General features: G+C 37.2%; 18 protein-coding genes, 3 tRNA genes and 1 other annotated feature. Of the genes, 9 read left to right on the top strand and 12 right to left on the bottom strand.

Going from position 1 to position 22,821, the window contains the following annotated elements:
• Positions 1-32: 32 nt before the first annotated feature.
• The 3 genes from P0092_RS06875 to P0092_RS06865 all read right to left on the bottom strand — a co-directional run bounded on the left by P0092_RS06875 (position 33) and on the right by P0092_RS06865 (position 3,497).
• Positions 33-1,307 carry a bifunctional folylpolyglutamate synthase/dihydrofolate synthase gene (locus P0092_RS06875; protein ID WP_004617441.1) on the bottom strand — a complete coding sequence of 425 codons (1,275 nt, stop codon included), beginning with the start codon at positions 1,305-1,307 and terminating at the stop codon, positions 33-35.
• A 102-nt stretch (positions 1,308-1,409) separates the two neighbouring features.
• Positions 1,410-1,994: a hypothetical protein gene (locus P0092_RS06870; RefSeq protein ID WP_004617439.1), complete on the bottom strand. Its 585-nt coding sequence runs from the start codon at positions 1,992-1,994 to the stop codon at positions 1,410-1,412.
• Positions 1,995-2,144: 150 nt separating this feature from the next.
• Positions 2,145-3,497: a glucose-6-phosphate isomerase gene (locus P0092_RS06865; RefSeq protein ID WP_004617437.1), complete on the bottom strand. Its 1,353-nt coding sequence runs from the start codon at positions 3,495-3,497 to the stop codon at positions 2,145-2,147.
• 218 nt (positions 3,498-3,715) lie between these two features.
• Between P0092_RS06865 and P0092_RS06860 the strand changes: the two genes are divergently transcribed.
• Positions 3,716-3,943: an alpha/beta-type small acid-soluble spore protein gene (locus P0092_RS06860; protein ID WP_004617435.1), complete on the top strand. Its 228-nt coding sequence runs from the start codon at positions 3,716-3,718 to the stop codon at positions 3,941-3,943.
• A gap of 99 nt (positions 3,944-4,042) precedes the next feature.
• On the opposite strand, the gene pheT is transcribed toward P0092_RS06860, so the two are convergent.
• Together pheT and pheS are read right to left on the bottom strand one after the other, a co-directional pair.
• Positions 4,043-6,424, bottom strand: coding sequence for a phenylalanine--tRNA ligase subunit beta (gene pheT, locus P0092_RS06855; protein ID WP_004617433.1), 2,382 nt, complete (start codon positions 6,422-6,424; stop codon positions 4,043-4,045).
• A gap of 12 nt (positions 6,425-6,436) precedes the next feature.
• The gene (gene pheS / locus P0092_RS06850) at positions 6,437-7,468 is read right to left on the bottom strand and encodes a phenylalanine--tRNA ligase subunit alpha (protein WP_004617432.1); all 1,032 of its coding nucleotides are present in this window, start codon (positions 7,466-7,468) and stop codon (positions 6,437-6,439) included.
• 55 nt (positions 7,469-7,523) lie between these two features.
• Positions 7,524-7,757: a binding site (T-box leader), on the bottom strand.
• 173 nt (positions 7,758-7,930) lie between these two features.
• Between pheS and P0092_RS06845 the strand changes: the two genes are divergently transcribed.
• The 3 genes from P0092_RS06845 to P0092_RS06835 are packed head-to-tail and all read left to right on the top strand — an operon-like array spanning position 7,931 to position 9,990.
• A complete protein-coding gene (locus tag P0092_RS06845) occupies positions 7,931-8,620 on the top strand; it encodes a hypothetical protein (protein WP_276187112.1) in 690 nt (229 codons plus the stop codon).
• A 56-nt stretch (positions 8,621-8,676) separates the two neighbouring features.
• A complete protein-coding gene (locus P0092_RS06840; RefSeq protein ID WP_004617428.1) occupies positions 8,677-9,621 on the top strand; it encodes a V-type ATP synthase subunit I domain-containing protein in 945 nt (314 codons plus the stop codon).
• 21 nt (positions 9,622-9,642) lie between these two features.
• Positions 9,643-9,990: a hypothetical protein gene (locus P0092_RS06835; protein ID WP_004617426.1), complete on the top strand. Its 348-nt coding sequence runs from the start codon at positions 9,643-9,645 to the stop codon at positions 9,988-9,990.
• Between the two features lie 35 nt (positions 9,991-10,025).
• Here P0092_RS06835 and P0092_RS06830 read toward each other — a convergent pair whose 3' ends face one another.
• The 5 genes from P0092_RS06830 to P0092_RS06810 all read right to left on the bottom strand — a co-directional run bounded on the left by P0092_RS06830 (position 10,026) and on the right by P0092_RS06810 (position 16,476).
• Positions 10,026-12,380 (bottom strand): glycoside hydrolase family 94 protein, encoded by a 2,355-nt coding sequence (locus tag P0092_RS06830; RefSeq protein ID WP_004617424.1) that lies wholly within the window; start codon positions 12,378-12,380, stop codon positions 10,026-10,028.
• A gap of 77 nt (positions 12,381-12,457) precedes the next feature.
• Positions 12,458-13,471, bottom strand: a complete 1,014-nt coding sequence (locus P0092_RS06825) for a LacI family DNA-binding transcriptional regulator (protein WP_004617422.1) — start codon at positions 13,469-13,471, stop codon at positions 12,458-12,460.
• 93 nt (positions 13,472-13,564) lie between these two features.
• Positions 13,565-14,362, bottom strand: a complete 798-nt coding sequence (locus P0092_RS06820) for a TrmH family RNA methyltransferase (RefSeq protein WP_004617420.1) — start codon at positions 14,360-14,362, stop codon at positions 13,565-13,567.
• A gap of 30 nt (positions 14,363-14,392) precedes the next feature.
• Positions 14,393-14,716: a DRTGG domain-containing protein gene (locus P0092_RS06815; protein ID WP_004617418.1), complete on the bottom strand. Its 324-nt coding sequence runs from the start codon at positions 14,714-14,716 to the stop codon at positions 14,393-14,395.
• 101 nt (positions 14,717-14,817) lie between these two features.
• A complete protein-coding gene (locus tag P0092_RS06810; protein WP_004617415.1) occupies positions 14,818-16,476 on the bottom strand; it encodes a nucleoside kinase in 1,659 nt (552 codons plus the stop codon).
• Positions 16,477-16,720: 244 nt separating this feature from the next.
• Between P0092_RS06810 and P0092_RS06805 the strand changes: the two genes are divergently transcribed.
• The 4 genes from P0092_RS06805 to P0092_RS06790 all read left to right on the top strand — a co-directional run bounded on the left by P0092_RS06805 (position 16,721) and on the right by P0092_RS06790 (position 21,018).
• Positions 16,721-18,340: a peptide chain release factor 3 gene (locus P0092_RS06805; protein WP_004617413.1), complete on the top strand. Its 1,620-nt coding sequence runs from the start codon at positions 16,721-16,723 to the stop codon at positions 18,338-18,340.
• Positions 18,341-18,410: 70 nt separating this feature from the next.
• Positions 18,411-18,487: transfer RNA gene (locus tag P0092_RS06800), tRNA-Gln, on the top strand.
• A gap of 3 nt (positions 18,488-18,490) precedes the next feature.
• Positions 18,491-18,566, top strand: a tRNA-Lys gene (locus P0092_RS06795).
• Between the two features lie 484 nt (positions 18,567-19,050).
• Positions 19,051-21,018, top strand: a complete 1,968-nt coding sequence (locus P0092_RS06790; protein WP_004617412.1) for an endonuclease MutS2 — start codon at positions 19,051-19,053, stop codon at positions 21,016-21,018.
• 43 nt (positions 21,019-21,061) lie between these two features.
• Here P0092_RS06790 and P0092_RS06785 read toward each other — a convergent pair.
• Positions 21,062-21,138 (bottom strand) — tRNA-His (locus tag P0092_RS06785).
• A 342-nt stretch (positions 21,139-21,480) separates the two neighbouring features.
• On the opposite strand from P0092_RS06785, the gene P0092_RS06780 reads away from it, so the two are divergent.
• Positions 21,481-21,657, top strand: coding sequence for a zinc-ribbon domain-containing protein (locus P0092_RS06780; protein ID WP_004617411.1), 177 nt, complete (start codon positions 21,481-21,483; stop codon positions 21,655-21,657).
• Positions 21,658-21,711: 54 nt separating this feature from the next.
• Here P0092_RS06780 and P0092_RS06775 read toward each other — a convergent pair whose 3' ends face one another.
• Positions 21,712-22,776, bottom strand: a complete 1,065-nt coding sequence (locus tag P0092_RS06775; protein WP_004617403.1) for an aldose epimerase family protein — start codon at positions 22,774-22,776, stop codon at positions 21,712-21,714.
• Positions 22,777-22,821: the final 45 nt, after the last annotated feature.

The raw sequence follows: 22,821 nt of genomic DNA, 5'->3' as shown, positions 1-22,821 counted from the left end.
AACAAAAGCTCCCTTCAAAGCGTTTTGATTTTCTATTTATAATGTCCTCTTATTTCTCCAATCATATAAAGTGAACCAAAAGCACAGATAACGCTTTCTTTATCTGCAAGGCCAACTGCAATCCGTAATCCGTTTTGGATACTTATTCCATCTATTACGGTACAAGAATATATCTTTAAAAATTCGGCCAGTTCAGCAGAAGGAACAGCTCTATCATTATTGGGAGTGACGGTAATAATAGTATCTGCTTTACTGCTCAACATATCCATTATTCCTTTAAAATCCTTATCACGTAAAAAGCCTACGATAAAAATCTTTTTCTTTTGTATAAAATACTTGTCCATTGCGGAATTCAGAGCCTGACCGCCCTCCAGATTATGTGCTCCGTCTATCATAACTAAAGGGTTTTCGTTAATTATTTCCAACCTGCCGGGCCATGTAGTGTTTTCCAACCCGTCTAATATATTCCTATGTGTAATAGCAACACCTTTATTACATAAAAGTTCGCAGGTATCAATTGCAACGGCAGCATTTCTCATCTGATGATCGCCCAGTAAACCGATTTTTATATTTTCAAAGTCTTTATATTCAAATATTTGTCCTTCTAAGCCAAAAGATTTTTTCGATATAGTTGAAAAATCTACTTTATGTATCTTTGCATTTTTCTCTTTGGCTACCTTATTTATTACTTCTTCAGCTTCCTGCTCCTGAGGATAAAGCACAACCAATCCGTTTTGTTTTATTATACCCGCCTTGTGAGCTGCAATCTCCCCGAGAGTATCCCCCAATCTATCCATATGATCCATACTGATTGTGGTAATAACCGATACTTCAGGTAAATCTATTACATTTGTAGAATCTACAATACCTCCAAGGCCTACTTCCAATACAACAAAATCACAGTTCTGTGTGTAGAAATATTCCATAGCAGCGGCTGTAATGATTTCAAACTCTGTAGGATGTTCAAATCCATCACTCACCATTTCTTCTATTTTTTTCTTTATTTTCAAAACTTGTTCAGCAAGTTCATTGTTTGATATCTCAGTGTTGTTAACTTTAATCCTTTCTGTAAATCTTTGAATATAAGGAGAAGTAAACATACCTGTCCTATATCCTGCTTCAAGTAAAATGTTGCTTATAAATGCTGTTGTAGAACCCTTGCCATTTGTTCCGGCAATATGAATAAACTTTAGCTTTTTTTGGGGATTGCCCATTAAATCCAAAAGTTTTGTAATTCTGTCAAGTCCGAATATACTGCCAAACTTAAGGGTACCATGCAAATATTCCAATGCAGCTTCATAATTCATGGTAAACCTCCAAAAATTATTACCTATTGTCAAATATATATAATATAAGTAAACAATAGCAGTTTTTTTATATACAGTCAATTAGAAACCATCAGGCGCCTGCTACAACATGTTTTTATCCAACATACTTTTTAATTCTGTCAAACTTTTTGTTGTATTTATTCCCATACTTCCAAGCACTATATGATCAAAAATAACCATACTGCACTTGTTACCACGTTCTTCTTCATCCTCTTCCATAAAGGTTTCCAAATCACTAAATCCCTCTGTAATATAGTACCTTACTCCATACTCAGGAATCACATCTGTGAACTCTTCCTTTCCCCAAATGTTATGGTCGGCAAATATATTTATTTTCAAACCCTCAACTTTTTTACTTTCAATGGGAACTGATAAAAATGAACGTTTTTTGTCATAATGAACCTTATTTATTATATATTTGGGGTTCAATTTCTCTAAAGTAGCTGTCAGACGTCCCAGTAAGAGATTCTTTTTATCCTCATCCAAAGTCATCAGTGAGCTGTCTATTTCAATAATAATATTTTGGTTGCCTTTAAATGCTGAAATTATTTTGTTACTGGCACTTTTGTTATCCGGATTTTTGGAGGAGTACGATATTGTAAAATCTGATATTGCACCTTTTACTTTTCTGTTTTCCGATATTTTAAGCTTTACTGATTTGTCCATTGTAATCTCCTTAATGTCCTATTATTGCTTAAATTATATACTTAGCTTTAAACATTGTGAATATACTTGGGATACTTATCGAAAAAAATAAACATATGCCCTTCACGGACATATGTTTATTTTCTGATTTAATACTAAAATATATATAATTTACTTACCAAGTCTTGCTTCCAATTCTTTCTTCTGCTCCTCAAATCCCGGTTTACCAAGGAGTGCAAACATATTTTTCTTGTATGCCTCTACACCCGGCTGGTTAAATGGATTTACAGCAAGAAGATATCCGCTTATTCCACAAGCCTTTTCAAAGAAGTATACAAGGTTTCCGAAATAGTACTCATTAAGCTCAGGAACATTAACAATAAGATTAGGTACTCCTCCATCTGTATGAGCAAGGAGTGTTCCTTCAAAAGCCTTATTGTTAACGAATGCCATTTCTTTTCCTGCAAGGAAGTTAAGGCCGTCAATGTTGTCCTTATCCTCTTTTATTGTTATGCTTTTCTTAGCCTTACCAATGTTTATAACAGTTTCAAAAAGGTTTCTTAAACCATCCTGTACATACTGTCCCATGGAATGAAGGTCGGTTGTAAAATCAACTCCCGCAGGGAAAATGCCCTTCTGATCCTTTCCTTCACTCTCTCCATAAAGCTGCTTCCACCATTCAGTAAAGAAATGAAGTGACGGTTCATAGTTAACCATAATCTCAATAGTCTTATTCTTGTTATAGAGTGCATTCCTTGCAGCTGCATATCTGTAGCAGTCATTGTTTTTGAAATCGAAATCCTTGTACTGATTATATGCGTCAAGAGCACCCTTCATAATCATATCAATATCTGCACCGCAAACAGCAATTGGCAGAAGTCCAACAGCTGTCAGAACCGAAAATCTGCCACCTATATCATCAGCAATTACAAAAGACTCATAGCCTTCTTCATCAGCAAGTTTCTTTAAAGCTCCTCTTGCTTTGTCTGTAGTTGCGTATATTCTTTTTTGAGCCTCCTGCCTGCCGTACTTGTTTTCCATGTATTCCTTGAATATTCTGAAAGCCACTGCTGGTTCTGTAGTTGTACCTGATTTTGATATAACGTTAACTGATACTTCTTTGCCTTCTATTAATTCTAAAAGGTCAGAAAGATAAGTTGAACTGATGTTGTTTCCTACAAAGTAGATTTCAGGGGTTTTTCTCTTATCCTTTGGCAACATATTGTAAAAAGAATGTGATAGCATTTCTATTGCTGCTCTCGCACCAAGATAAGAACCTCCGATTCCTATAACTATCAGTACATCAGAATCGGACTTGATTTTCTCAGCGGACTTCTTTATACGTGCAAATTCATCTTTATCGTAATTTAATGGTAAATCAACCCATCCTAAAAAATCACTTCCGGGGCCGGTTTTTTCATGAAGCATTTTATGTGCCTGTTCTGCGTAGCCTTCGAAATAGTTAATCTCGTAATCGCTTACAAAGCCGGAAGCTTTGGAGCTGTCAAATGTTACTCTTTCCATAAGTATCCTCCTAAATTGCTCTTTATGCTAATTTTATCTTTACTAGTATAACATTTGGAACTAGCAAATAAAAGTTATATTTCCTTTTTTTGTGACAAAATATATATTCTTTAAACCAATTTGCGTAATATTTACATGTAACAAAATCTGCAATGTTGATAAAAATACATTTAGACGGATTGTTTCCGTTAATAATATAAGCAAAAAGGAGAATTATTATGTCGAGACCTAAAACACCACTTGTGGAAGACAGCAGAGAAGCACTTACCAGGTTTAAGATGGAGTGTGCTGCTGAAATTGGCAGAACTCAATTCACCAAAGAGAACAATGACCACTACAAGGGAGATTTAACTTCAAAACAGAATGGCTCTGAAGGCGGTCCTATTGGTGGACAAATGGTTAAGAGAATGATTGAAGCCTATGAAAATCAGTTGAGAAATCAATAAATGTGTAAATAACAAAAGCACATTAGCTAAAACCCAATGTTAAAGGGCATTTCGCTAATGTGCTTTTTATCTTTAATTGAAATAGTAACTGCTTAATCCTTATCTGAGGGTATAACCCACCTCTGCCATATAGTTTAGCAGACTGTTTGCAAATTCATTTATATCCTCACTGGAGAGGGTTTTTTCATCTGACCCGATTACAAATCTGAAAGTCATACTCTTCTTTCCTTCAGGTAAGCCTTTTCCATTGTATATTGTGACAAATTCAAAACCGTTTAGTACCTTTGACTTGAAGCCTCTGATATCCTGCATCAGTTTGTCAAATGTTACACTATTGTCAACAAGGAAGCTGTAGTCAAGCAGGACTTCCGGATATTTGGACGGCTCTTTGTATTTAAACAGTTTTTGTTCAATACTCTGGAGTACATCCCTGTTTATCTCGAGGACTGCAATATTCAGCTTTTTGCCGATGTTTTTCTTAATCATGGGGTGAACTGCTGCAATGTATCCCATCATATTACCGTTATAGCTTACGTCAACTGATTTCATAGGATGAACCCAGTTATAACCGCTGGTACATGCTGTATATTCAAAATCAACATTTTTTAAAGTTTTGGCAATAAAGGAGAGCATTCCTTTTAATTCATAGAAAAGCTCGTCTTCACTTTTAATTTTACTTGCAACCAAAATACATATATTCTTGTGCTGTTCGCACTTTTCTTTTGAAGTTTCAGCTTTGAATACACTTCCAATTTCAAACAATGAAAAATCGTCATATGTCTTTTCATTTTTTTCAGCAAAGGAAAGCATTCCCGGAACCATGCTGTCTCTCAGGGTATTGGAATCCTGAGCCTGTGGGTTCAGAACCTTTACTTGTGCATTCGTTTCAATACCTGCTCTAGAATTGAAAGTATTATCATACCATATATAGCTGTTGACCTCGGAGGCACCGAATCTTTCTGAAAGCAATTCCTTTATTTTATGGTCAAGAAGCCTTTCTTCATTATATTGCAATGGCTTTAAGGCAATATCAAGAGTCTGAGGCTGAATATTATCATAACCGAAAACTCTTGTTATTTCTTCTATTATATCTACCTTCATAGTTATATCCTTTGTTGCTCTGAAGGTAGGAACTTTTATTCTGAAAGTATCTCCGTCTACATCAACCTTGAATTCCAGAGCCCTGAGTATCTCAACCATTTTTTCGGTAGTCAGGGTGTTTCCGATGTACTTGTCGATATACGGTTTGGTTATTTCTATATCAATTGGCTCAAGCTCATTACAATAAACGTCTGTCAAAGCTGATGTAAACTGTATATCAGGCTGAATATCACGAAGAAGTTTTACAAACCTTTGTATTGCCTGAACTGTCATATTGGGGTCAAGCATTTTTTCGTATCTTGCACTTGCTTCTGTACGAAGTCCTATTTTGGTTGAGCTTTTTCTGGTTGAAGAGCCCTCAAAAGTAGCAGATTCCAGTAATATTGAAGTTGTATCTTCCAGTACCTCTGAATTTTCGCCACCCATTATACCTGCTATTGCAACAGGACGTTCCTTTGTACAAATAAGCAATGCATCTTCAGGGAGTTTTCTTTCAACACCGTCCAGAGTTGTGAAAGGGGTAGTTTCTTTTGTAGAGCGTACAACTATTCCACTTTCCACCTGTCTTGAGTCAAACGCATGCATTGGCTGGCCCATTTCAAGCATGAGGTAGTTAGTTAAATCTACCAGTGGAGATATTGACCTCATTCCGCAGTAGAAAAGCCTTACCTTCATGTTCATAGGAGTTTCAAGTTTCTTAACACCATCTATTTTAAGACCTGAATATCTCAGACATTTCTCCGTATCTTCAACAGTTATATCAAGTTTTGCCTTATCCTCCGAACCTTCCAGACTGTCAAGGTTCATTGGCTTCAGTTCTCTTCCGTATATGGCTGCAATTTCACGGGCAATTCCATAATGTCCCCACAGGTCAGGTCTGTTTGTTAAGGACTTATTGTCTATCTCAATAATTACATCATCAATATCAATTATTGATTTTATGTCGGTACCGGGTGCGTAGTCACCCTCCAGAACAAGAAGCCCGCTGTGATCATCACTGATTCCCAACTCTGAAGCTGAACACAGCATACCAAAGCTTTCAACTCCTACAAGTTTTGCTTTTCCTATCTTTGGTATTTTACAGACAGAACCTCCGATTTTTACCAAAGGTACAAGAATGCCCTCTGCTACATTTGGAGCTCCGCAAACAATCTGAATTACACCATCGCCTGAATCCACCTGTGTAATTTTCAACTTTTTTGATTCAGGATGTGGATTTACGCTTAAAACCTTAGCTACAACTACGTTTTTAATGTCCTGTCCTACAAATTCCACATCCTCAACTTCTGCTGTGGACATGGTAAACCTGTACCATAATTCCTTTATATCAATGCCTTCTAAATCAACATAATCTTTAATCCAGTTTAATGATATTTTCAATCCTTTTCCCTCCTATCTTACAGAAAATTGTTCCATAGCTCTTAAATCACCTGAATTAAGAACACGGATATCACTTATTCCATATTTCATCATTGCAAGTCTTGTAAGTCCAAGTCCGAATGCAAAGCCTGTATATTCCTCAGTGTCTATACCACCGTAGCGAAGTACATTTGGATGAACCATTCCGCAAGGCAGTAATTCTATCCAGCCTGAATGCTTACAGGTAGGACAACCTTTTCCACCACATATCATACAGTTCAAGTCAAGCTCAAAACCCGGTTCAACGAATGGGAAAAACCCCGGTCTTAGTCTTATTTTAACATCTCTTTGAAAAACTTCGGACAAAAGCAGCTTCATTACATAAATGAGGTTTGCAATTGACACGTTTTTGTCAATCATCATTCCTTCTAACTGAAAGAATGTATTTTCATGAGAAGCATCAGTACTTTCATTTCTGAAACATCTTCCCGGAGCAATAACCTTGAGAGGTGCTCCGTACTTCTGCATTGCCCTAACCTGACATGGAGATGTATGAGTTCTCAGCAAAGAGCCGTTTTCCAGCCAGTATGTGTCCTGCATATCTCTTGCCGGATGGTGCTTTGGTATATTTAATGCTTCAAAATTGAAGAACTCTTCCTCTGCCTCAGGACCATCAACTATATTGAAGCCCATTCCGGTAAATATTCTTTCTATTTCCTTTTGTACAATCGTTACAGGGTGCAAAGAACCAAGCTTGAAGTTAGTACCCGGTAAAGATATATCGAAGTTTGATCCGCTGGATAAAGACTTCTTTACATCTTTTACACTAAGCTCCTTGAATTTTCCTTCAATTATCTCAGTTAACTCGGTTTTCAGTGCATTTGCTTTCTGCCCGAACTGCTTTCTTTCCTCAATATCCATGTTCTTGAGGTCTTTTAGCATTTCAGTTAATTCACCTTTTTTGCCCAGCAGTTTTACTCTGAGTTCTTCTACCTCCGCACTGTTGACGGCTTCTTTGATCCTGCCTATGGCAGCATCTCTTAAATTACTGATTTTGTCAATCACTTCTATTATCTCCTTTCATTACTTACTTTCACAAAATAAAAAACCCCCGCCCCAATAAAGGGACGAAGGTTATCTTCGCGGTACCACCCGAATTTCCGGATAAACTTACCCGGACTCTTTTTTCAAATATAACGGTTTTAACCGGCAGCCTCTACAAAAAATAAACGGTTCAAAGCTGCAGCTTCGGAGGGAACTTGGGCAAGTAGTATATTAAAGGTACTTTCAGCCGATGATACCTTCTCTCTAAAATATTCTTCTCTCGCTTACTTTTCTCCATCATAGCTATTGGAGTATAATTTCAAACCCATATATATAAAGGTATTATAGCAACATAGTACAAAACAATCAAGGCAGAAATTTGCATCTTTATATTTGACTACAGCTTTTCCAGATTATATAATGGTTGGGAAATATTTTATAATTTATGAGGTTTTCATGGATCATGCAGAAAAAATAAGCTTTATGTTAAAATTTGTATTTACCGGAACTCCTATTTCTATAGTTCTAGTTATACTTTACAATCTTTTTATTTTTATTCAGCAAAAAACATTTATGTCCACGGGAGATTTACTGTTTGTTAGTTCGGGCTTTTTAAAATGGGTATTTGCATTATACGGTTTTACCGTATTTTTTATTATTATGTCTCGTGAAGAAACAGGTTATTATCCTGCTACAATATACAAAATTATTACACGACTGGGTATAATTAAAGTCCTTCTGATTCTTTCTGTTATTTTCTTAATAATAGTAACTCAAATGTTTTCAACATATACGAAGGTAAATGAAAATGAAATAGCCTCTAGCAACGGTTTTATTCATAAAACTCAGAATTATAGCTGGAAGGATATAAATAATGCCGAAGTTTACTGTACCTATAGCACTAAACGTTCCAGTTCAAAAGTACAGCTTCACTATGTTTTGAAGTTTAAAAACGACAAGGAGATAGATTTGGGGTCATCAAGGCAGTTCTGGAAAAACATATTAAAGGTTGACAATATTCTCACCAAAAAAGGTACTATTATCTCAAGAGGACTTATAGACTACGGAACCAGTCTTAGAATCTTAAACGACAGTTATTCTTATAAGGAAAACGAAGATGTATTGAAGAAAATAATATATGTTGTTGATACACCGCCTATACATATTACTTGATAATATAGAATATGGTTCTTTATACTAGTATTAACTAATTAATCGGAGGGATTAAAATGGACAATAATCAATTGCAGGAAATAAAAGATCGTCTCGAAGTGCTTCCCGTACTGGAACACAGAATGGAAAGTCTTCGCGAAAAAATATCTGATGCAAAGGCCAATGTAAATGCTCTTCTTCATAAATTTGAAGCTGAATCCCTGGACGTGGAAAACATTAAAAAGGATTCTTTGGCAAACTCTCTGAGAAAACTCCTTGGAAAATATGAAGGAAAAGTTAATAAGGAAACTCAGGAAATGTTCGCTGCAAAAATGGAATATGACAGAGCTGCCGAAAATGTTAGCGAATTGCTAAAGCAAGAATCAGAACTAAATTTGAGGCTGTCTGAACTTTACAAATTAAAACGCACTGTAGAGGATGAATTGGCAAAACGTGAGGAATCAATAAAAAGCAATATTTCAGCCGAGTCATACAAAACGTACATGGAAATAAGTCAGGAACATGAGTTCCTTTCCGGACAGCTGGTTGAGACAGAAGAAGCTATCAGGGCAGGTAACAATGTATTAAGAACAGCTAATAATGCCATGGAGCATCTCAACAAGGCAGAAGATCTGGCTACCCTTGATGTATGGCTGGATGGAGGGCTTTTAACTCATACGGCAAAATATAATCACATTGAAGAAGCCCAAAGAAATTTCAATATATTGAACTCGCAAGTTAAGGCCTTTGAAAACGAACTGCAGGATGTGAATCTGCAAGCCCCATACCTATATTCCGAAATAGATTCTACTACCAGAGCAGTTGATTTCTGGTTTGATAATATTTTCACGGATTTAAAAGTAAGAGACAGGATTCGAAGTGATGCTGAAAGTCTAAGAAACCTCATGAATAAAATAAATAAAGTATTGAAAGCTCTTGAAAATGGCAGAAAAGAACTAAAAAGAAACCTTTCGGATAATGAAAGCAAAAAAGCAGACCTAATCTCATCAATAGAAATATAAACTCTTAAGGAGGTTGCAATAATGATTTGTCCAAATTGCAAAGCAGAATATGAAGAAGGTTATACTCAGTGCAGTGACTGTCATATAGACCTTGTGGAACGAGCTAATCTTCATAAACATGTATACAGAATAACTCAAGCCGGATTATCTATGCTGAAATTTGGAATTGCACTACTGTTTGTAAATATATTTGAAATGATGACAGTAATAACCCTGAGTGATTCAAACATAATCCGCAGGACATACGGTGGAAGTCACGGAGGAATTATAAGTGATATAAATCCGGTTATAAAGCTCCTGCTTGGAATTCAATTCATTATTTCACTATTCGTTATAATTTACGGGGTATGCTCAAAAGAAAGGAATTAGCAAAGGGAGTGCCATGGCACTCCCTTTTTACTATCTTATTTCATAACAACCACTACATTGTGCTCTGTTCCGGCGTCAAATACAGGTATTTTTTCCCCTTCAACACCGTCTACAATTATCTTTGATATTCCTGCACAAACCCTGTTTGGATTTTGTACTTCTATATTATAGGTAGCACCTCTGAATACTCTTGTAGCTTTAAAACCTTTCCAGTTTGAAGGAATACACGGGTCTACCGTCAGAGAATCATAGTTTGCTCTTATTCCAAGTATGTACTGACTGGAAGCAACCATATTCCATGCAGCCGTTCCCGAAAGCCATGAATTTCTGCCTATTCCGAACTGGGGATGCTCTTTGCCCAGTATATTCTGGCAATAAACGTAAGGCTCCACCTCATAAAGCTCAGCATCATCATTCCTTTTACCCGGTAAAATCTGATTGTAATACATAAAAGCCTTGTCTCCGTGACCAAGCATTACCTCTGAAATCATAACCCAAGGATTCGTATGAAGGAAAATTCCTCCGTTTTCCTTAGTGCCCGGTGGATATGTCGTTACTCCGCCCTTTGTGGTGTCATACTCCGTATAAGCAGGATACATGGTTACAATGCCGTACTTAGAATTCAGATACTTTTCAACGGATTCCATTGACATCTCTTCTCTTCCCTTGTCCGCTACTTTGCTTAAAACTGCCCAGGACTGGGAATTTATAAATATTTTACCAAACTTGTTTTCCTTTGAGCCAAGAGGCTGACTATTATCATCAAAAGCCCTCTTGTACCATTCTCCATCCCAGCAGGTGTTGTTTATGGCTTTTTTCATATCCTCGTACATACCGGAATACTTCCCTATCATATCCTTCTTTTTTAAGAATTCAAGTATTTCAATCATTTCTATTAATGCCCTGCAATAAAGCATAGCCGTGAATACACTTTCAGCAACACCCTTACCTGTATCAAGGTTAAGTGTGTCATTCCAGTCAGCTCGGCCTGCCAAAGCAATATTGTGAGGACCGCGATTATTATTTGTAAATTCCAAGGCCATATCAAGGTGCTGAAGTACAGTCTGAGAGGTAATCTTATCATTATACAAAACTTCCATATCAAGGAAATCAAAATCTCCCGTTTCCTTTATGTAAGCATTTACGGCAAGTATTAGCCATAAATGGTCATCAGAGTACCAGTCAAATTTCTGGACTGGTGCATCCCCCTGTCCCCCTTCTCCTGTAAGAGGGAAAAACAGATGATATGCCCTTCCGTCAGTGTACTGACATTTGAGAAGCTTTATAATAAGCTCCTTAGCCTCCTCAGGTATGGTATGCATTACCCCCAGTGTATCCTGTGCACTGTCTCTGATACCCATACCTCTTCCCAGACCCAGTTGATACAGTGAAACGAATCTTGACCAGTTAAAGGTGGTTTTACACTGATACTGGTTCCATATATTTACAAATAAATTCATATCCTCATCAGGCGTTTCAACATTCAGCTTGGATATAAAATCCCCCCATGAACCCTGTAGTCTGCTGAAAGCTGCCTTGGCATTTTCCGGCATAAGATAATCCTTTATGTCATTTTTAATTTCTGATTTTTCTTCTGCAAAACCAAGTACAAAAACCAACTCACGTTCTTCATTTGGGCCAAGCTCACAATCAATGCAAAAGGCTCCTACTCCGTTTGTCCTGTAAGATACGGAATTGCTGCAACCGCCCTGTTCTACTGCAATTGGATTGCCTTCGGATCTATATTTTCCTATAAAGGTTTCCAGATTGGTATCATAGCTGCTTACTTCTTCACCTGTTGCAAAAAAAGCAGCATTGTCTTTGATGTGGTGGGGATGCCAGGTGATAATTCCGTCGTCATATCTGCCCTGATTAATCTGCTGAACCCAGTCAACATTTTGCTGATCCATTATTGCTTCCCAGAAGCAGAATTCGGAGTATGCGAAAACCTGAAGATTCTGCTTTATGCTTCGGGTATTGGACACTTTGACAAACCACAGCTCAAAGTTCTTATCGTCAGGAACAAAATATGTAACCTCTCCTATAACCCCTTTATATTCTCCGGTCAAAACGGTGTATCCAAGTCCGTGACGGCAGCTGTATCCGTCCAGTTGCTTCTGTACAGGCTGGTATCCGGGGTTCCAGTATTCCCCAGTGTCCTTATTTCTAATATAAATGTAACGTCCGGGTCTGTCCATTGGGATATTGTTGTATCTGTATCTTGTTACCCTGCGATTCTGAGGGTCCTTATGAAAACTGTACCCTCCTCCCGTGTTTGAAACAATACCACCGTAATTTCCGCTGCCTATGTAATTAATCCATGGCGTTGGTGTGTCAGGTCTTGTAACAACATACTCCCTGTTCTGTCGATCAAAATATCCAAACCTCATATTTTCCTCCTCTGCACTAAGTGGGAACGTTCCCATCTTAATGCTAAAATATATTATTTTATAAAGCTTTCACCCAGCTATTTCTTTTCACAACAAGATGTACCATGAAATATTTCTGTTTCAAATGAAATAATCTGAGGCTTTGAATTAATGTCATGAATATTCTTCATCATTAAACTAATAGCTGCCTCAGCTACTTTGTCCATAGGCTGCTTCATAGAGGTGAGCCTAATATTTGACGGTATAAACCTGAGTATATCGTAAATATTATCAAAACCAACCACCGATAAATCCGTTGGAACACTTATTCCCAACTCAGCCGCTCTTTGAATCACCTCATATCCCTGCATATCGTTAAACGTAAATATGGCAGTGGGAGGTTCCTTTAGTTTCAGCAATTTCTCTGCAGCTTTAAATCCACTTTGCTCACCGGAATCCGTGTTAATGACGTACTCCTTGTTGTAAACCATACCGTTTTCGTTTAAGGCTTTTAAATAACCGTTAAGCCTTTCCAGCGCAACTTTATGGATTATATTTCCGGTAATATGTGCAATTTTACGATGTCCCAGTTTTACCAGATAGTTGACAGCATTTACTGCTCCCGAGAAGTTGTCAATCATTACATCATTTACCTGTATATTATCAAAGTAATTTTCTATCAATACTAACGGAAATCCTGTTTTAAGAACTTTTTTAACCAATTCCCTATCTCTTGTGTCACTACCAAAAAGTATAAGACCGTCTGCCGCACCTCCTGTAAAATACTGAACATATCTGGATTTGGACTCGAAATTGTCGTTTGAGCTGCAAAAAACTACATTGTAGTTATACAGAGCAGCATATTTTTCCAGATAATTTGCAAGTTTGAGATACACAGAAGCATTAAACTCATTTAAAACAACTCCGATAACACCGGATTTTCTTGAAACCAGACTTCTGGCAGCATGATTAGGAATGTAATTCAGCTTTTTTATGGCTTCCTGTATCTTTTCACGTGTTTCTTCCCGGACACCGGGCTGGTTATTTATAACCCTTGAAACCGTGGTTTTTGATACACCTGCCATTCTAGCTATATCAAAAATATTGTTCAAAATTCCTCCATGAAGCTTAATTAATGGGAACGTTCCCATTAATTAATATTATATATGTGTTTTGGTATATCTACAAGGACTAATAGCAAAAATTTACATGACTTTTTGTCTTACTATTTCATAAATCATTATAGATGCTGCAACAGAAGCATTCAAGGATTCAGCCTTGCCAGGCATGGGTATTTTCACCAAACTGTCTGCCATATTGGCTGTTTCATCAGAAATGCCGTTTGCTTCATTGCCTACAATAATAGCGCTCCTGCCTGTCAAGTCCTCCTGAAAGTAATTGTTTTTGCCTGACAAATGAGATGCTATTACCTTGTAACCCTTTTGTTTAAGTAATTGGATAGTTTCTGTAATATTGAGTCCTTCAAATATAGGAACATGAAAAACAGAACCCATTGTAGATCTGAGAACTTTGGGAGAATAAAGATCAACGCAGCCTTTTGACATAAGAACTGCTGAAATTCCGGCAGCATCCGCAGTTCTTATGATTGTCCCTGCGTTGCCGGGGTCTTGGAGACAATCCAGTATTACCACAGAATTGCCTTTCTCAATAACCTCCTGAAAATCAAATTGATTCTTTTCAAGTACTGCAAGAATACCTTGAGGTGTCTGAGTATCTGAGACTTCTTTGAACAATTTTTCGGGAACAAGACTTATGTCGCTGCAAACACCTTTAACCTTTTCTATGAGTTCACTACCACCATTAAGTCCTTCCAGCTTATCAGAAACTATTACTTTTGATATAACCTGTCCGTTATCAATGGCATCGTTGACAAATCGTATTCCCTCTACGAAATATAAGCCCTGAGAATCCCTGTTTTTTTTCAGGTGCAGGGCCTTGATTTCCTTTAAAGTTGAATTCTGGCTGCTTTGTATATAATTCATATAAGATTTTTCCTCCGTAATTTGTACCAACTATTGCTCTATAAACTTCTTACAAATATCAAAAGCACTATATTGTGTGCCTATTATTATGATGCCGTTTTCCTTGGCTTTTCTTAATGTCAGTTCCTCCACCGGAATATCTTCCGGAATAATAACACAGGCTACTTCGGCAAGAAGTGCAACCGCAGGTACATTGACATTTGTTAGTACGGTAATCCACGCATCACCTTTTTTTGCATGGGACATAACCCAACTCAATAAATCACATATGTAAATGTTGTCAATAGTAATCTCTTTTGTATTTTCCGTTATCACTTTACCGTCAATTTTCTGCAAAAGCTTTTCCAGCGTCATACCTTGCCTCCAAAAAAGATGTTCACGGCTGCCCTGCTTTTTAGAATAATTGTGACTCTCCTTCCGGCAGAACAGCCCCTTGAAACCGCTTTTAAATTTTTTTAGAAGAAGCAGCTTCCTCCGATAAACTCTTTTACAATTGAATTATTAGGAACATCTTTTGCATCTATTGGCAGGAAGTAGCTTAAAAACTCTATTAATCTTTTCACTTCTGAATATCTCTCATTATCCGGCCCCAGTTTTAGCAGCAAAGGCTCCGCATATACTTTTAACAGACACAGCTCGTAAACAAGGGAGGAATTAAACATAATGTCTGCATTCTCCTGAAAGGGGAATATGTTTTTTTCCTCACCCCTTCTCACTGAAGGCCACCTGTTTATAGTATTAATTGCAGAACACCCTCTGAATTGATTATCTCTTACAATTCTTCTTAGTATTCTGGTATCAGTTGACGGTATTCTATTATGGTCATCAATGCTTAACGATGTTAATGCACTTACATAAATTTTATACTTATCTTCACAGGACACTGATTTGGTAAGCTTGTCATTCAAGCCGTGAATTCCTTCTATTACAAGGATATTATTATCCTTCATAATCATTTTCTTACCTTTAAGTTCTCTTGAGCCGGTCTCAAAATTGTAGACAGGTATTTCAACTTCATTGCCCTTCAGCAATTCTGAAAGATGTTCATTAAACAACTCAATGTCAATAGCTTCAAGTGCCTCATAATCAAATTCTCCATCTTCATCTATAGGAGTTTTGTCCCTGTTTACAAAGTAGTTGTCAAGAGAAATGGTTCTTGGTACAAAACCGTTTACCCTAAGCTGTATCCCCAGCCTGTTAGCAAAGGTAGTTTTGCCTGAAGACGATGGGCCTGAAATAAGTACAATTCTTTTTTCCTCTTCATTATTTGTTATTTTATCTGCAATCTGAGCAATCTTTTTCTCATGGAGGGCTTCACTTACTCTTATAAGATCACCTATTTCGCCCGCCTTTACTATTTCATTAAGTGAACCAATGTTTTCAACATCTAATATCCTTACCCATTTTTTATACTCAATAAATACGTTAAACAGCTTTTTCTGCTCAGTAAAGGTCTGAAGTTTACATGGGTCTGTCTTTGCCGGATACTGAATGACTACTCCCGGTTTGTGGAACTTCAGAGCAAAACAATTAATATACCCTGTATCAGGTACCATGTATCCATAATAGTAATCTTCATAGCCTCCACAATTGTAAGAAGTAACATAAGGCTTCTGCCTGTGTTCTAAAACCTCATACTTGTCAAGTTTACCGCTGTCCTTATACTGCCTTCTCGCACTTTCTGTTGAAATCTCCTTCTTTTCAAAGGGGATTTTCATTGAGACTATCTCCCTCATTCTTTTATCTACCAGCTCAATGTCATCCTCAGTAAGCTCATCTTCACCATTTATTTCACAGTAAACACCGTTACTCATGGGATGGGTTATCACTGCTTTTCTATCGGGAAAAACATCATGTACAGCCATTATAAATATAAAATACAGGCTTCTCCTGTAGATTCTCATTCCGTCTTCATCGGTTAAATCTATAAAACCTATCTCAGCATCTTCTTTTATTCTGAAGCTAAGTTCCTTAATATCATTATTAACCCTTGCTGCAACAATTGTGGATAAATATTCCTTTTTGAAGCGTTCACTTAGCTCCAGTAAAGTAGTGCTATCCTCCAATTCATACTTTTGATTCTTTATAGTAATAAATATTTGACTATCGCTCATCCAAAACCTCCGAAAGCTTTAATATATGACCTTATATAACATTTACCTAATTATACTATTCTATAAGAATTTTTAAATACCCTTTCAAATAAATATGATGTTTTTATAAAGTCTTTGGTAAATTCTAGCACACAATATTAAATATTGTAAAACCATTTTCTAAATTCATTACTATTTGACAGTAACAAGGCTATAATATACAATGAAACGTGGTTATAAATAGAATTTCGAGAGGTTATAAAAGATGCCTGATTTAAAAAATGAAATAAAAAAAGAAGTATCTCGCAGAAAAACTTTTGCTATTATTTCTCATCCTGACGCAGGAAAAACCACTTTGACCGAGAAACTGCTCCTTTATGGAGGAGCTATCCGACTTGCAGGTTCTGTTAAGGCAAGAAAAGCCAATAAATACGCTGTGTCCGACTGGATGGAGATTGAGAAGCAAAGAGGAATATCAGTTACCTCCAGTGTAATGCAGTTTGAATATAACGACTATTGTATCAATATATTGGATACACCCGGCCATCAGGACTTCAGTGAGGATACTTACCGAACTCTTGTTGCCGCTGATAGTGCAGTCATGCTTATTGACGGTGCGAAAGGTGTGGAAGCACAAACAATAAAGTTATTTCATGTTTGTAAAATGAGAGGTATTCCCATATTCACATTTGTAAATAAAATGGACCGTGCCAGCAAAGACCCCTTTGAGCTTATGGAAGAAATCGAACAGGTACTGGGAATACGTTCCTACCCCATGAACTGGCCTATAGGTACAGAGGGGGATTTTAAAGGTATATATAATAGAAAGCATTCACAAATAGAGCTTTTTGACGGCGGTGCTCATGGACAAACTCAAGTATCGTCAACAGTTGGTAAAGTTGATGATACTATATTTGCTGACCTTTTAGGAAGTCATTACCATGACAAGCTTTGTGAGGATATAGAGCTTTTGGATATGGCAGGAGACGAATTCGATAAGGAAAAAATTCGCAGCGGTGAATTAACTCCCATGTTCTTCGGAAGTGCCATGACAAATTTCGGTGTGCAGCCATTTCTTGAGTCATTTTTGGAATTAGCTCCTTCACCGGGAATCAAGACAACTTCCAATGGTGAAATTGACCCGGAAAGTGACAAATTCTCCGGCTTTATATTTAAAATTCAGGCAAATATGAATCCCACTCACAGGGACAGACTTGCTTTTATAAGAATATGCTCCGGAAAGTTTACAAAAGGTATGACCGTAAAACATGTAAATGCCGGCAAGGATGTACGACTTTCACAACCTCAGCAGTTTATGGCTCAGGAAAGAACAATCGTAGAAGAAGCGTATCCCGGTGACATTATTGGTTTGTTTGATCCGGGCATTTTCAATCTGGGTGATACATTATATGAAGGAAACGGCAACGTAAGGTTTGAAGGTATTCCTATCTTCCCTGCCGAATTTTTCGCAAGGGTATCTCCTGCCGATACAATGAAGAGAAAGCAATTTATTAAGGGCATAGACCAATTATCCGAGGAAGGTGCCATACAGGTATTTAAACAGATTGATATAGGTATAGAAGCCTTAATTATAGGTGTTGTAGGTGCCTTGCAGTTTGAAGTCCTTGAATACAGACTAAAGAATGAATATGGCGTATCACTTCGTGTACAGAATCTTCCTTTCAGACACGCCAGATGGATTGAGAATGAAGGTCTGGATCCCAGAAAATTAAACCTGCCAAGTACATCAATTATTGTTGAGGATAAAGAAGGAAGAAATTCCATTTTATTTGAAAACGAATGGTCTATTCGTATGGCAGAAGAAAGAAACAAAGACCTTAAACTTATTGACATAGCAACACAGGATTTTAAAGTTCAAAAATAAAAAAATAAATTCTTCGATAAAGCTTGACAAAAAGTGCAAACCCCTTTATAATAGGTTTTGCGCTTGACGTTGGGATGTAGCCAAGCCGGTAAGGCACCAGACTTTGACTCTGGCATTTCGTTGGTTCGAGTCCAGCCATCCCAGCCATTTGACCCATTAGCTCAGTTGGCAGAGCACTTGACTTTTAATCAAGGTGTCCGCAGTTCGAATCTGCGATGGGTCACCAAAAACCCTTTAATCTTAAATAGATTGAAGGGTTTTATTTTTGTATTATCAATTGTTATCTTGACAATTTCAAATTGCATATGCTATTCTGAAATAAATTTCAACATGAAAGGAAGGTTTTGATGTCGGTATTATCTGTAAAGGTGATTAACAACTAAATAGTTGCAAAAAGGTTCTTTTCTTAGACAGGTTGTAATCCTGTTTATTTAGTGTACCTTTTTATTAACGATACCTGTGTTTTGGTATCGTCGGACACCTGCTTCGTACGTTCAGTACATTACAGATATGCTTCAAAACCATTTTTATTAGTATATAGTCATTAGCCGTATTCAAATGATTTTAGCAAAGCGTAACGGGTTTGTTCCTGTTATGCTTTTTTATTCGTTCTGGAGAAAGTATGTACAAGCTTTGTGTCCGCATAATTAAAATAAAGTTTCACGCAGATTGGACACACCTCTCTGCCTGCCGATAACAGGAGGGTAATCATGAATAAATATGCTATAACACTCGAGTTTAATAAAATAATTGAAATGCTTAAAGAAAATGCAGTATCACCAAAAGCAAAAGAAAGGCTTGCACTCCTTGAGCCATACCTGAGGGAAAATGAATGCAAAAGAAGAATAAAGGAAACTACTGATTCAAAGAGGCTTCTTGAAAGCTTGGGTACTCCCCCGCTGTCTTCAATGAATGACCTTGATAAAATTCTTGATTTATGCGCAAAGGGAGCAATGCTTGTTCCTGAACAATTCGAAGAGGTATCACAGTTCCTTCTGGCTTGCAGACGCATGAAATCATACCTAAAAAGGGCTGAAAGCCAAGAGAATGAAATTACTTACTATGGCAGCTCAATAGACGCTCTTAACGACCTTTGCGAAGAAATTGAGCGTTCAATAAGAAACGGACGTGTTGATGATGCAGCATCACCAAAGCTGAGGGATATTCGCAGAAGAAAGGAAAATGCCCATCAGCAAATCCGTTCAAAGCTTGAAAGTATTTTAAGGGGTAATAAGCTATGGTTTGCAGACAGTTTTGTTTCTATGAGGAACGGGCATTTCGTGCTGCCGGTAAAAAGAGAATATAAGAACATGGTAGCCGGTTCTCTGATAGAAACCTCCTCCACGGGAGGAACATGTTTTATTGAGCCTTCTGTTGTTCGCAGACTTCAGGATGATATATCTACTATTGCTGTTGAAGAGGAAAATGAAGAAAGAAAAATACTATATACTCTGACTTCATTGGTAGATGAACAATTGCAGGTTTTTAAAACCAATGCAGATATTATGGAAACTTTAGATGTCTTTTTTGCCAAGGCTAAGCTTTCTGTTCAAATGAAGGCAAATGCAGCTGATATCCATATGAACCGTAGGATTGTTATTAAAGCAGGACGACACCCTCTTCTCAACCAGTCTGAATGTGTACCTCTTGACTTTGAAATTGGTAATGGCATCAGAGGAGTTGTTATAACAGGCCCCAATACGGGAGGTAAAACAGTTGCCCTTAAAACTGTAGGATTGCTTTCAATTATGGCTCAAAGCGGACTTCATGTTCCTGCGGCTTCGGGAAGTGAATTTTCAATGCACAATATGATTTTGTGCGATATCGGCGACGGTCAAAGCATTACCGAAAATTTATCAACCTTTTCGGCACACATAACAACCATTAATGATATCCTAAAACAGTCAACAGCAGAAAGCCTTGTCCTGCTGGATGAGGTCGGCTCAGGAACAGACCCGGCAGAAGGTATGGGTATAGCAACGGCAATTCTTGAAGAGCTAAAAAACAGGGGCTGCCTTTTCGTGGCAACCACCCATTACCCCGAAATAAAGGACTATGCCAGAAATACAGCAGGTCTTGTAAACGCCAGAATGGCTTTTGACAAGGAAAGCCTTAAACCTTTGTATCAACTTGAAATTGGTGAGGCCGGAGAAAGCTGTGCCCTGTATATTGCTAAAAGGTTGGGTTTTCCTGCTCATCTTCTCAGGCTTGCTCATGAGGCTGCCTATAAAGAGCACCACTGCGCCAAGGTTAATGCTTCTGAAAATAAAGAATCTTTTTTAAGCTCTATTGGTCAGGAAAACCAGTATGAAATTCAACGGAACTTGAAATCACCTGTACTTATTAGAGAAACCCCAAAAAAGGATGTGCCTCAAAACAGATGCAGCAAATTTAACATAGGAGACAGCGTTATGGTCTTTCCTCAGAAAGAATTGGGACTGGTATACCAAAAAGCCAATGAGCAAGGTGAATTAGGTGTTCAGATTAAAGGACAAAAAAAGCTTATCTCCCACAAAAGAATAAAGCTGCATGTGCCTGCAAGTGAGCTCTATCCGCCCGACTACGATTTTTCAATAATATTTGATACTGTGGAAAACCGAAAAACAAGACATAAAATGGGAAAAAAACACAATCCTGACTTGATTATAGAATACAACTATGATGAGACTGACAAATAGCAAAAGAGCCGATAAATCAAATTTATCGGCTTTTCTTTTAATATGGGGTGAATAGTGGAATTCGAATCCACGGCCTCCAGAGCCACAATCTGGCGCTCTAACCGACTGAGCTATACCCACCATCTATAAGTATGTCCCGCAAGACACATTTGATATTTTACGGTACAATGTTACTTTTGTCAATAGAAATTAAATTATTTTTCACTATTTTTTATCAAATAGCCCTTTCTATATAAAAATAATGTAAATTAAGTATTTCTTTGCAATTTATCAATCCATTTAAATTCTTATATGTAATTTTTTTACAATAATTGCTTTAAATTTATTGATTATTGTTTTTTCAAAGTGTATAATAAAGATGCAAAGCTTATAATTTCTTATACTAATTCATAACATCCTTTTTGGTCCGTAATGTTTAAGTTCTTATACGCTCAGCAATAAAATTTTATAGGAGGTAGTCCCATGGAAGATAAAACACTTACTTGTAAAGATTGCGGTGCAACTTTTACATTTACGGTTGGCGAGCAACAATTCTACGCCGAAAAAGGATTCACTAATGAACCAGCTAGATGCCCTGACTGCAGAAGAGCTAAGAAGGCATCCCAGAAAAGCTTTAATGGCGGATTTAACAGAAGGTAATTTTCGTAACTTAGAGCAAATTGAAGCCCCTGAAGAATCAGGGGCTTTTTGATTTTACTTATTTAAAAATTTATATATAGTTACATAATGATAGGTTTCGTTTGCTTTAAGAATAGGTGAAGGAAAATTCTTATGCTTCATTGCATTAGGGAAAAACTGTGTTTCAAGACAAAGTCCTGTTCTCTTGTTGTAAACAGTATTATTCTTTCCAATCAGCTCCACATTCTCATTTAAATGGTTTCCTGTATAGAACTGTATGCCGGGTTTTGTTGTGAATACCTGCATAGCACGACCGCTTTGCGGTTCATACAGCTCACAGGCAACTTCATTTATATTTCCATTTGTATTCAATGCCCAGTTATGGTCGTAACCCAGACCATATACAATTTGCTCGTCGCCGCTTGCAATGCCTTCTGCGAAACTGCTCATTTTTGTAAAGTCCATTACAGTACCTTTAACATCTTTGATTTCTCCCGTAGGAATACATTCATCATTTACAGGAGTAAACTTGTCTGCATTAATGTATATCTGATGTTTCAAAACATCACCTGAAGCATGTCCGGACAAGTTAAAGTATGCGTGGTTTGTAAGGTTTACAACCGTGTCCTTATCAGAAACTGCATTATAGTCCAGTTTCAGCTCATTGTCTTCTGAAAGTGAATATTCTACCTTTACATTGAGATTACCGGGGTAATTCTCTTCACCGTCAGGGCTTGTATGAGTCAGAACTAATTTTTCTGCTCCATTTTCTTCATGTATTTCAACATTCCAAATTACATTATGAAAACCTACTTTACCGCCATGGAGATGGTTATTTCCATCATTCTTTACAAGTTCATATACTTTTCCGTTTAATTCAAATTCTGCTGCCTCAATACGATTTCCATGTCTTCCTATTAACGCTCCCAGATATGCATCATTTTCCATATATCTTTTAATATCGTCAAATCCCAAAGCAATATCTGCAATCTTCCCATTTTTATCCGGCATAAGTATAGAAACAATAGTTCCTCCGTAGTTTAATATATCTACAGACATATTGTTTGAATTTTTCAAAGTGTAAATATCTACTTGCGTACCATCCGGCATTTTTCCAAAAATCTTCTTAGTTATTGACAATGTTATATCCTCCTGTTAATTGATTCTATATTACTATATATTCAA

Origin of the sequence: Ruminiclostridium papyrosolvens DSM 2782 (assembly GCF_029318685.1) — a bacterium.
GTDB classification, from domain to species: Bacteria; Bacillota; Clostridia; order Acetivibrionales; family DSM-1351; genus Ruminiclostridium; species Ruminiclostridium papyrosolvens.
Note: the sequence above shows the minus strand (reverse complement) of the source record. Positions and strands in the feature narration are given on the sequence as shown.

Excerpts from the sequence above, each read along its gene's own strand:
- P0092_RS06820 (WP_004617420.1), bottom strand. The coding sequence starts at position 14,362 with ATGAATTATATACAAAGCAGCCAGAATTCAACTTTAAAGGAAATCAAG.
- P0092_RS06815 (WP_004617418.1), bottom strand. The coding sequence starts at position 14,716 with ATGACGCTGGAAAAGCTTTTGCAGAAAATTGACGGTAAAGTGATAACG.
- P0092_RS06835 (WP_004617426.1), top strand. The coding sequence starts at position 9,643 with ATGATTTGTCCAAATTGCAAAGCAGAATATGAAGAAGGTTATACTCAG.
- P0092_RS06875 (WP_004617441.1), bottom strand. The coding sequence starts at position 1,307 with ATGAATTATGAAGCTGCATTGGAATATTTGCATGGTACCCTTAAGTTT.
- P0092_RS06805 (WP_004617413.1), top strand. The coding sequence starts at position 16,721 with ATGCCTGATTTAAAAAATGAAATAAAAAAAGAAGTATCTCGCAGAAAA.
- P0092_RS06845 (WP_276187112.1), top strand. The coding sequence starts at position 7,931 with ATGTTAAAATTTGTATTTACCGGAACTCCTATTTCTATAGTTCTAGTT.
- P0092_RS06865 (WP_004617437.1), bottom strand. The coding sequence starts at position 3,497 with ATGGAAAGAGTAACATTTGACAGCTCCAAAGCTTCCGGCTTTGTAAGC.
- P0092_RS06860 (WP_004617435.1), top strand. The coding sequence starts at position 3,716 with ATGTCGAGACCTAAAACACCACTTGTGGAAGACAGCAGAGAAGCACTT.
- P0092_RS06790 (WP_004617412.1), top strand. The coding sequence starts at position 19,051 with ATGAATAAATATGCTATAACACTCGAGTTTAATAAAATAATTGAAATG.
- P0092_RS06810 (WP_004617415.1), bottom strand. The coding sequence starts at position 16,476 with ATGAGCGATAGTCAAATATTTATTACTATAAAGAATCAAAAGTATGAA.
- P0092_RS06780 (WP_004617411.1), top strand. The coding sequence starts at position 21,481 with ATGGAAGATAAAACACTTACTTGTAAAGATTGCGGTGCAACTTTTACA.
- P0092_RS06840 (WP_004617428.1), top strand. The coding sequence starts at position 8,677 with ATGGACAATAATCAATTGCAGGAAATAAAAGATCGTCTCGAAGTGCTT.
- P0092_RS06870 (WP_004617439.1), bottom strand. The coding sequence starts at position 1,994 with ATGGACAAATCAGTAAAGCTTAAAATATCGGAAAACAGAAAAGTAAAA.
- P0092_RS06830 (WP_004617424.1), bottom strand. The coding sequence starts at position 12,380 with ATGAGGTTTGGATATTTTGATCGACAGAACAGGGAGTATGTTGTTACA.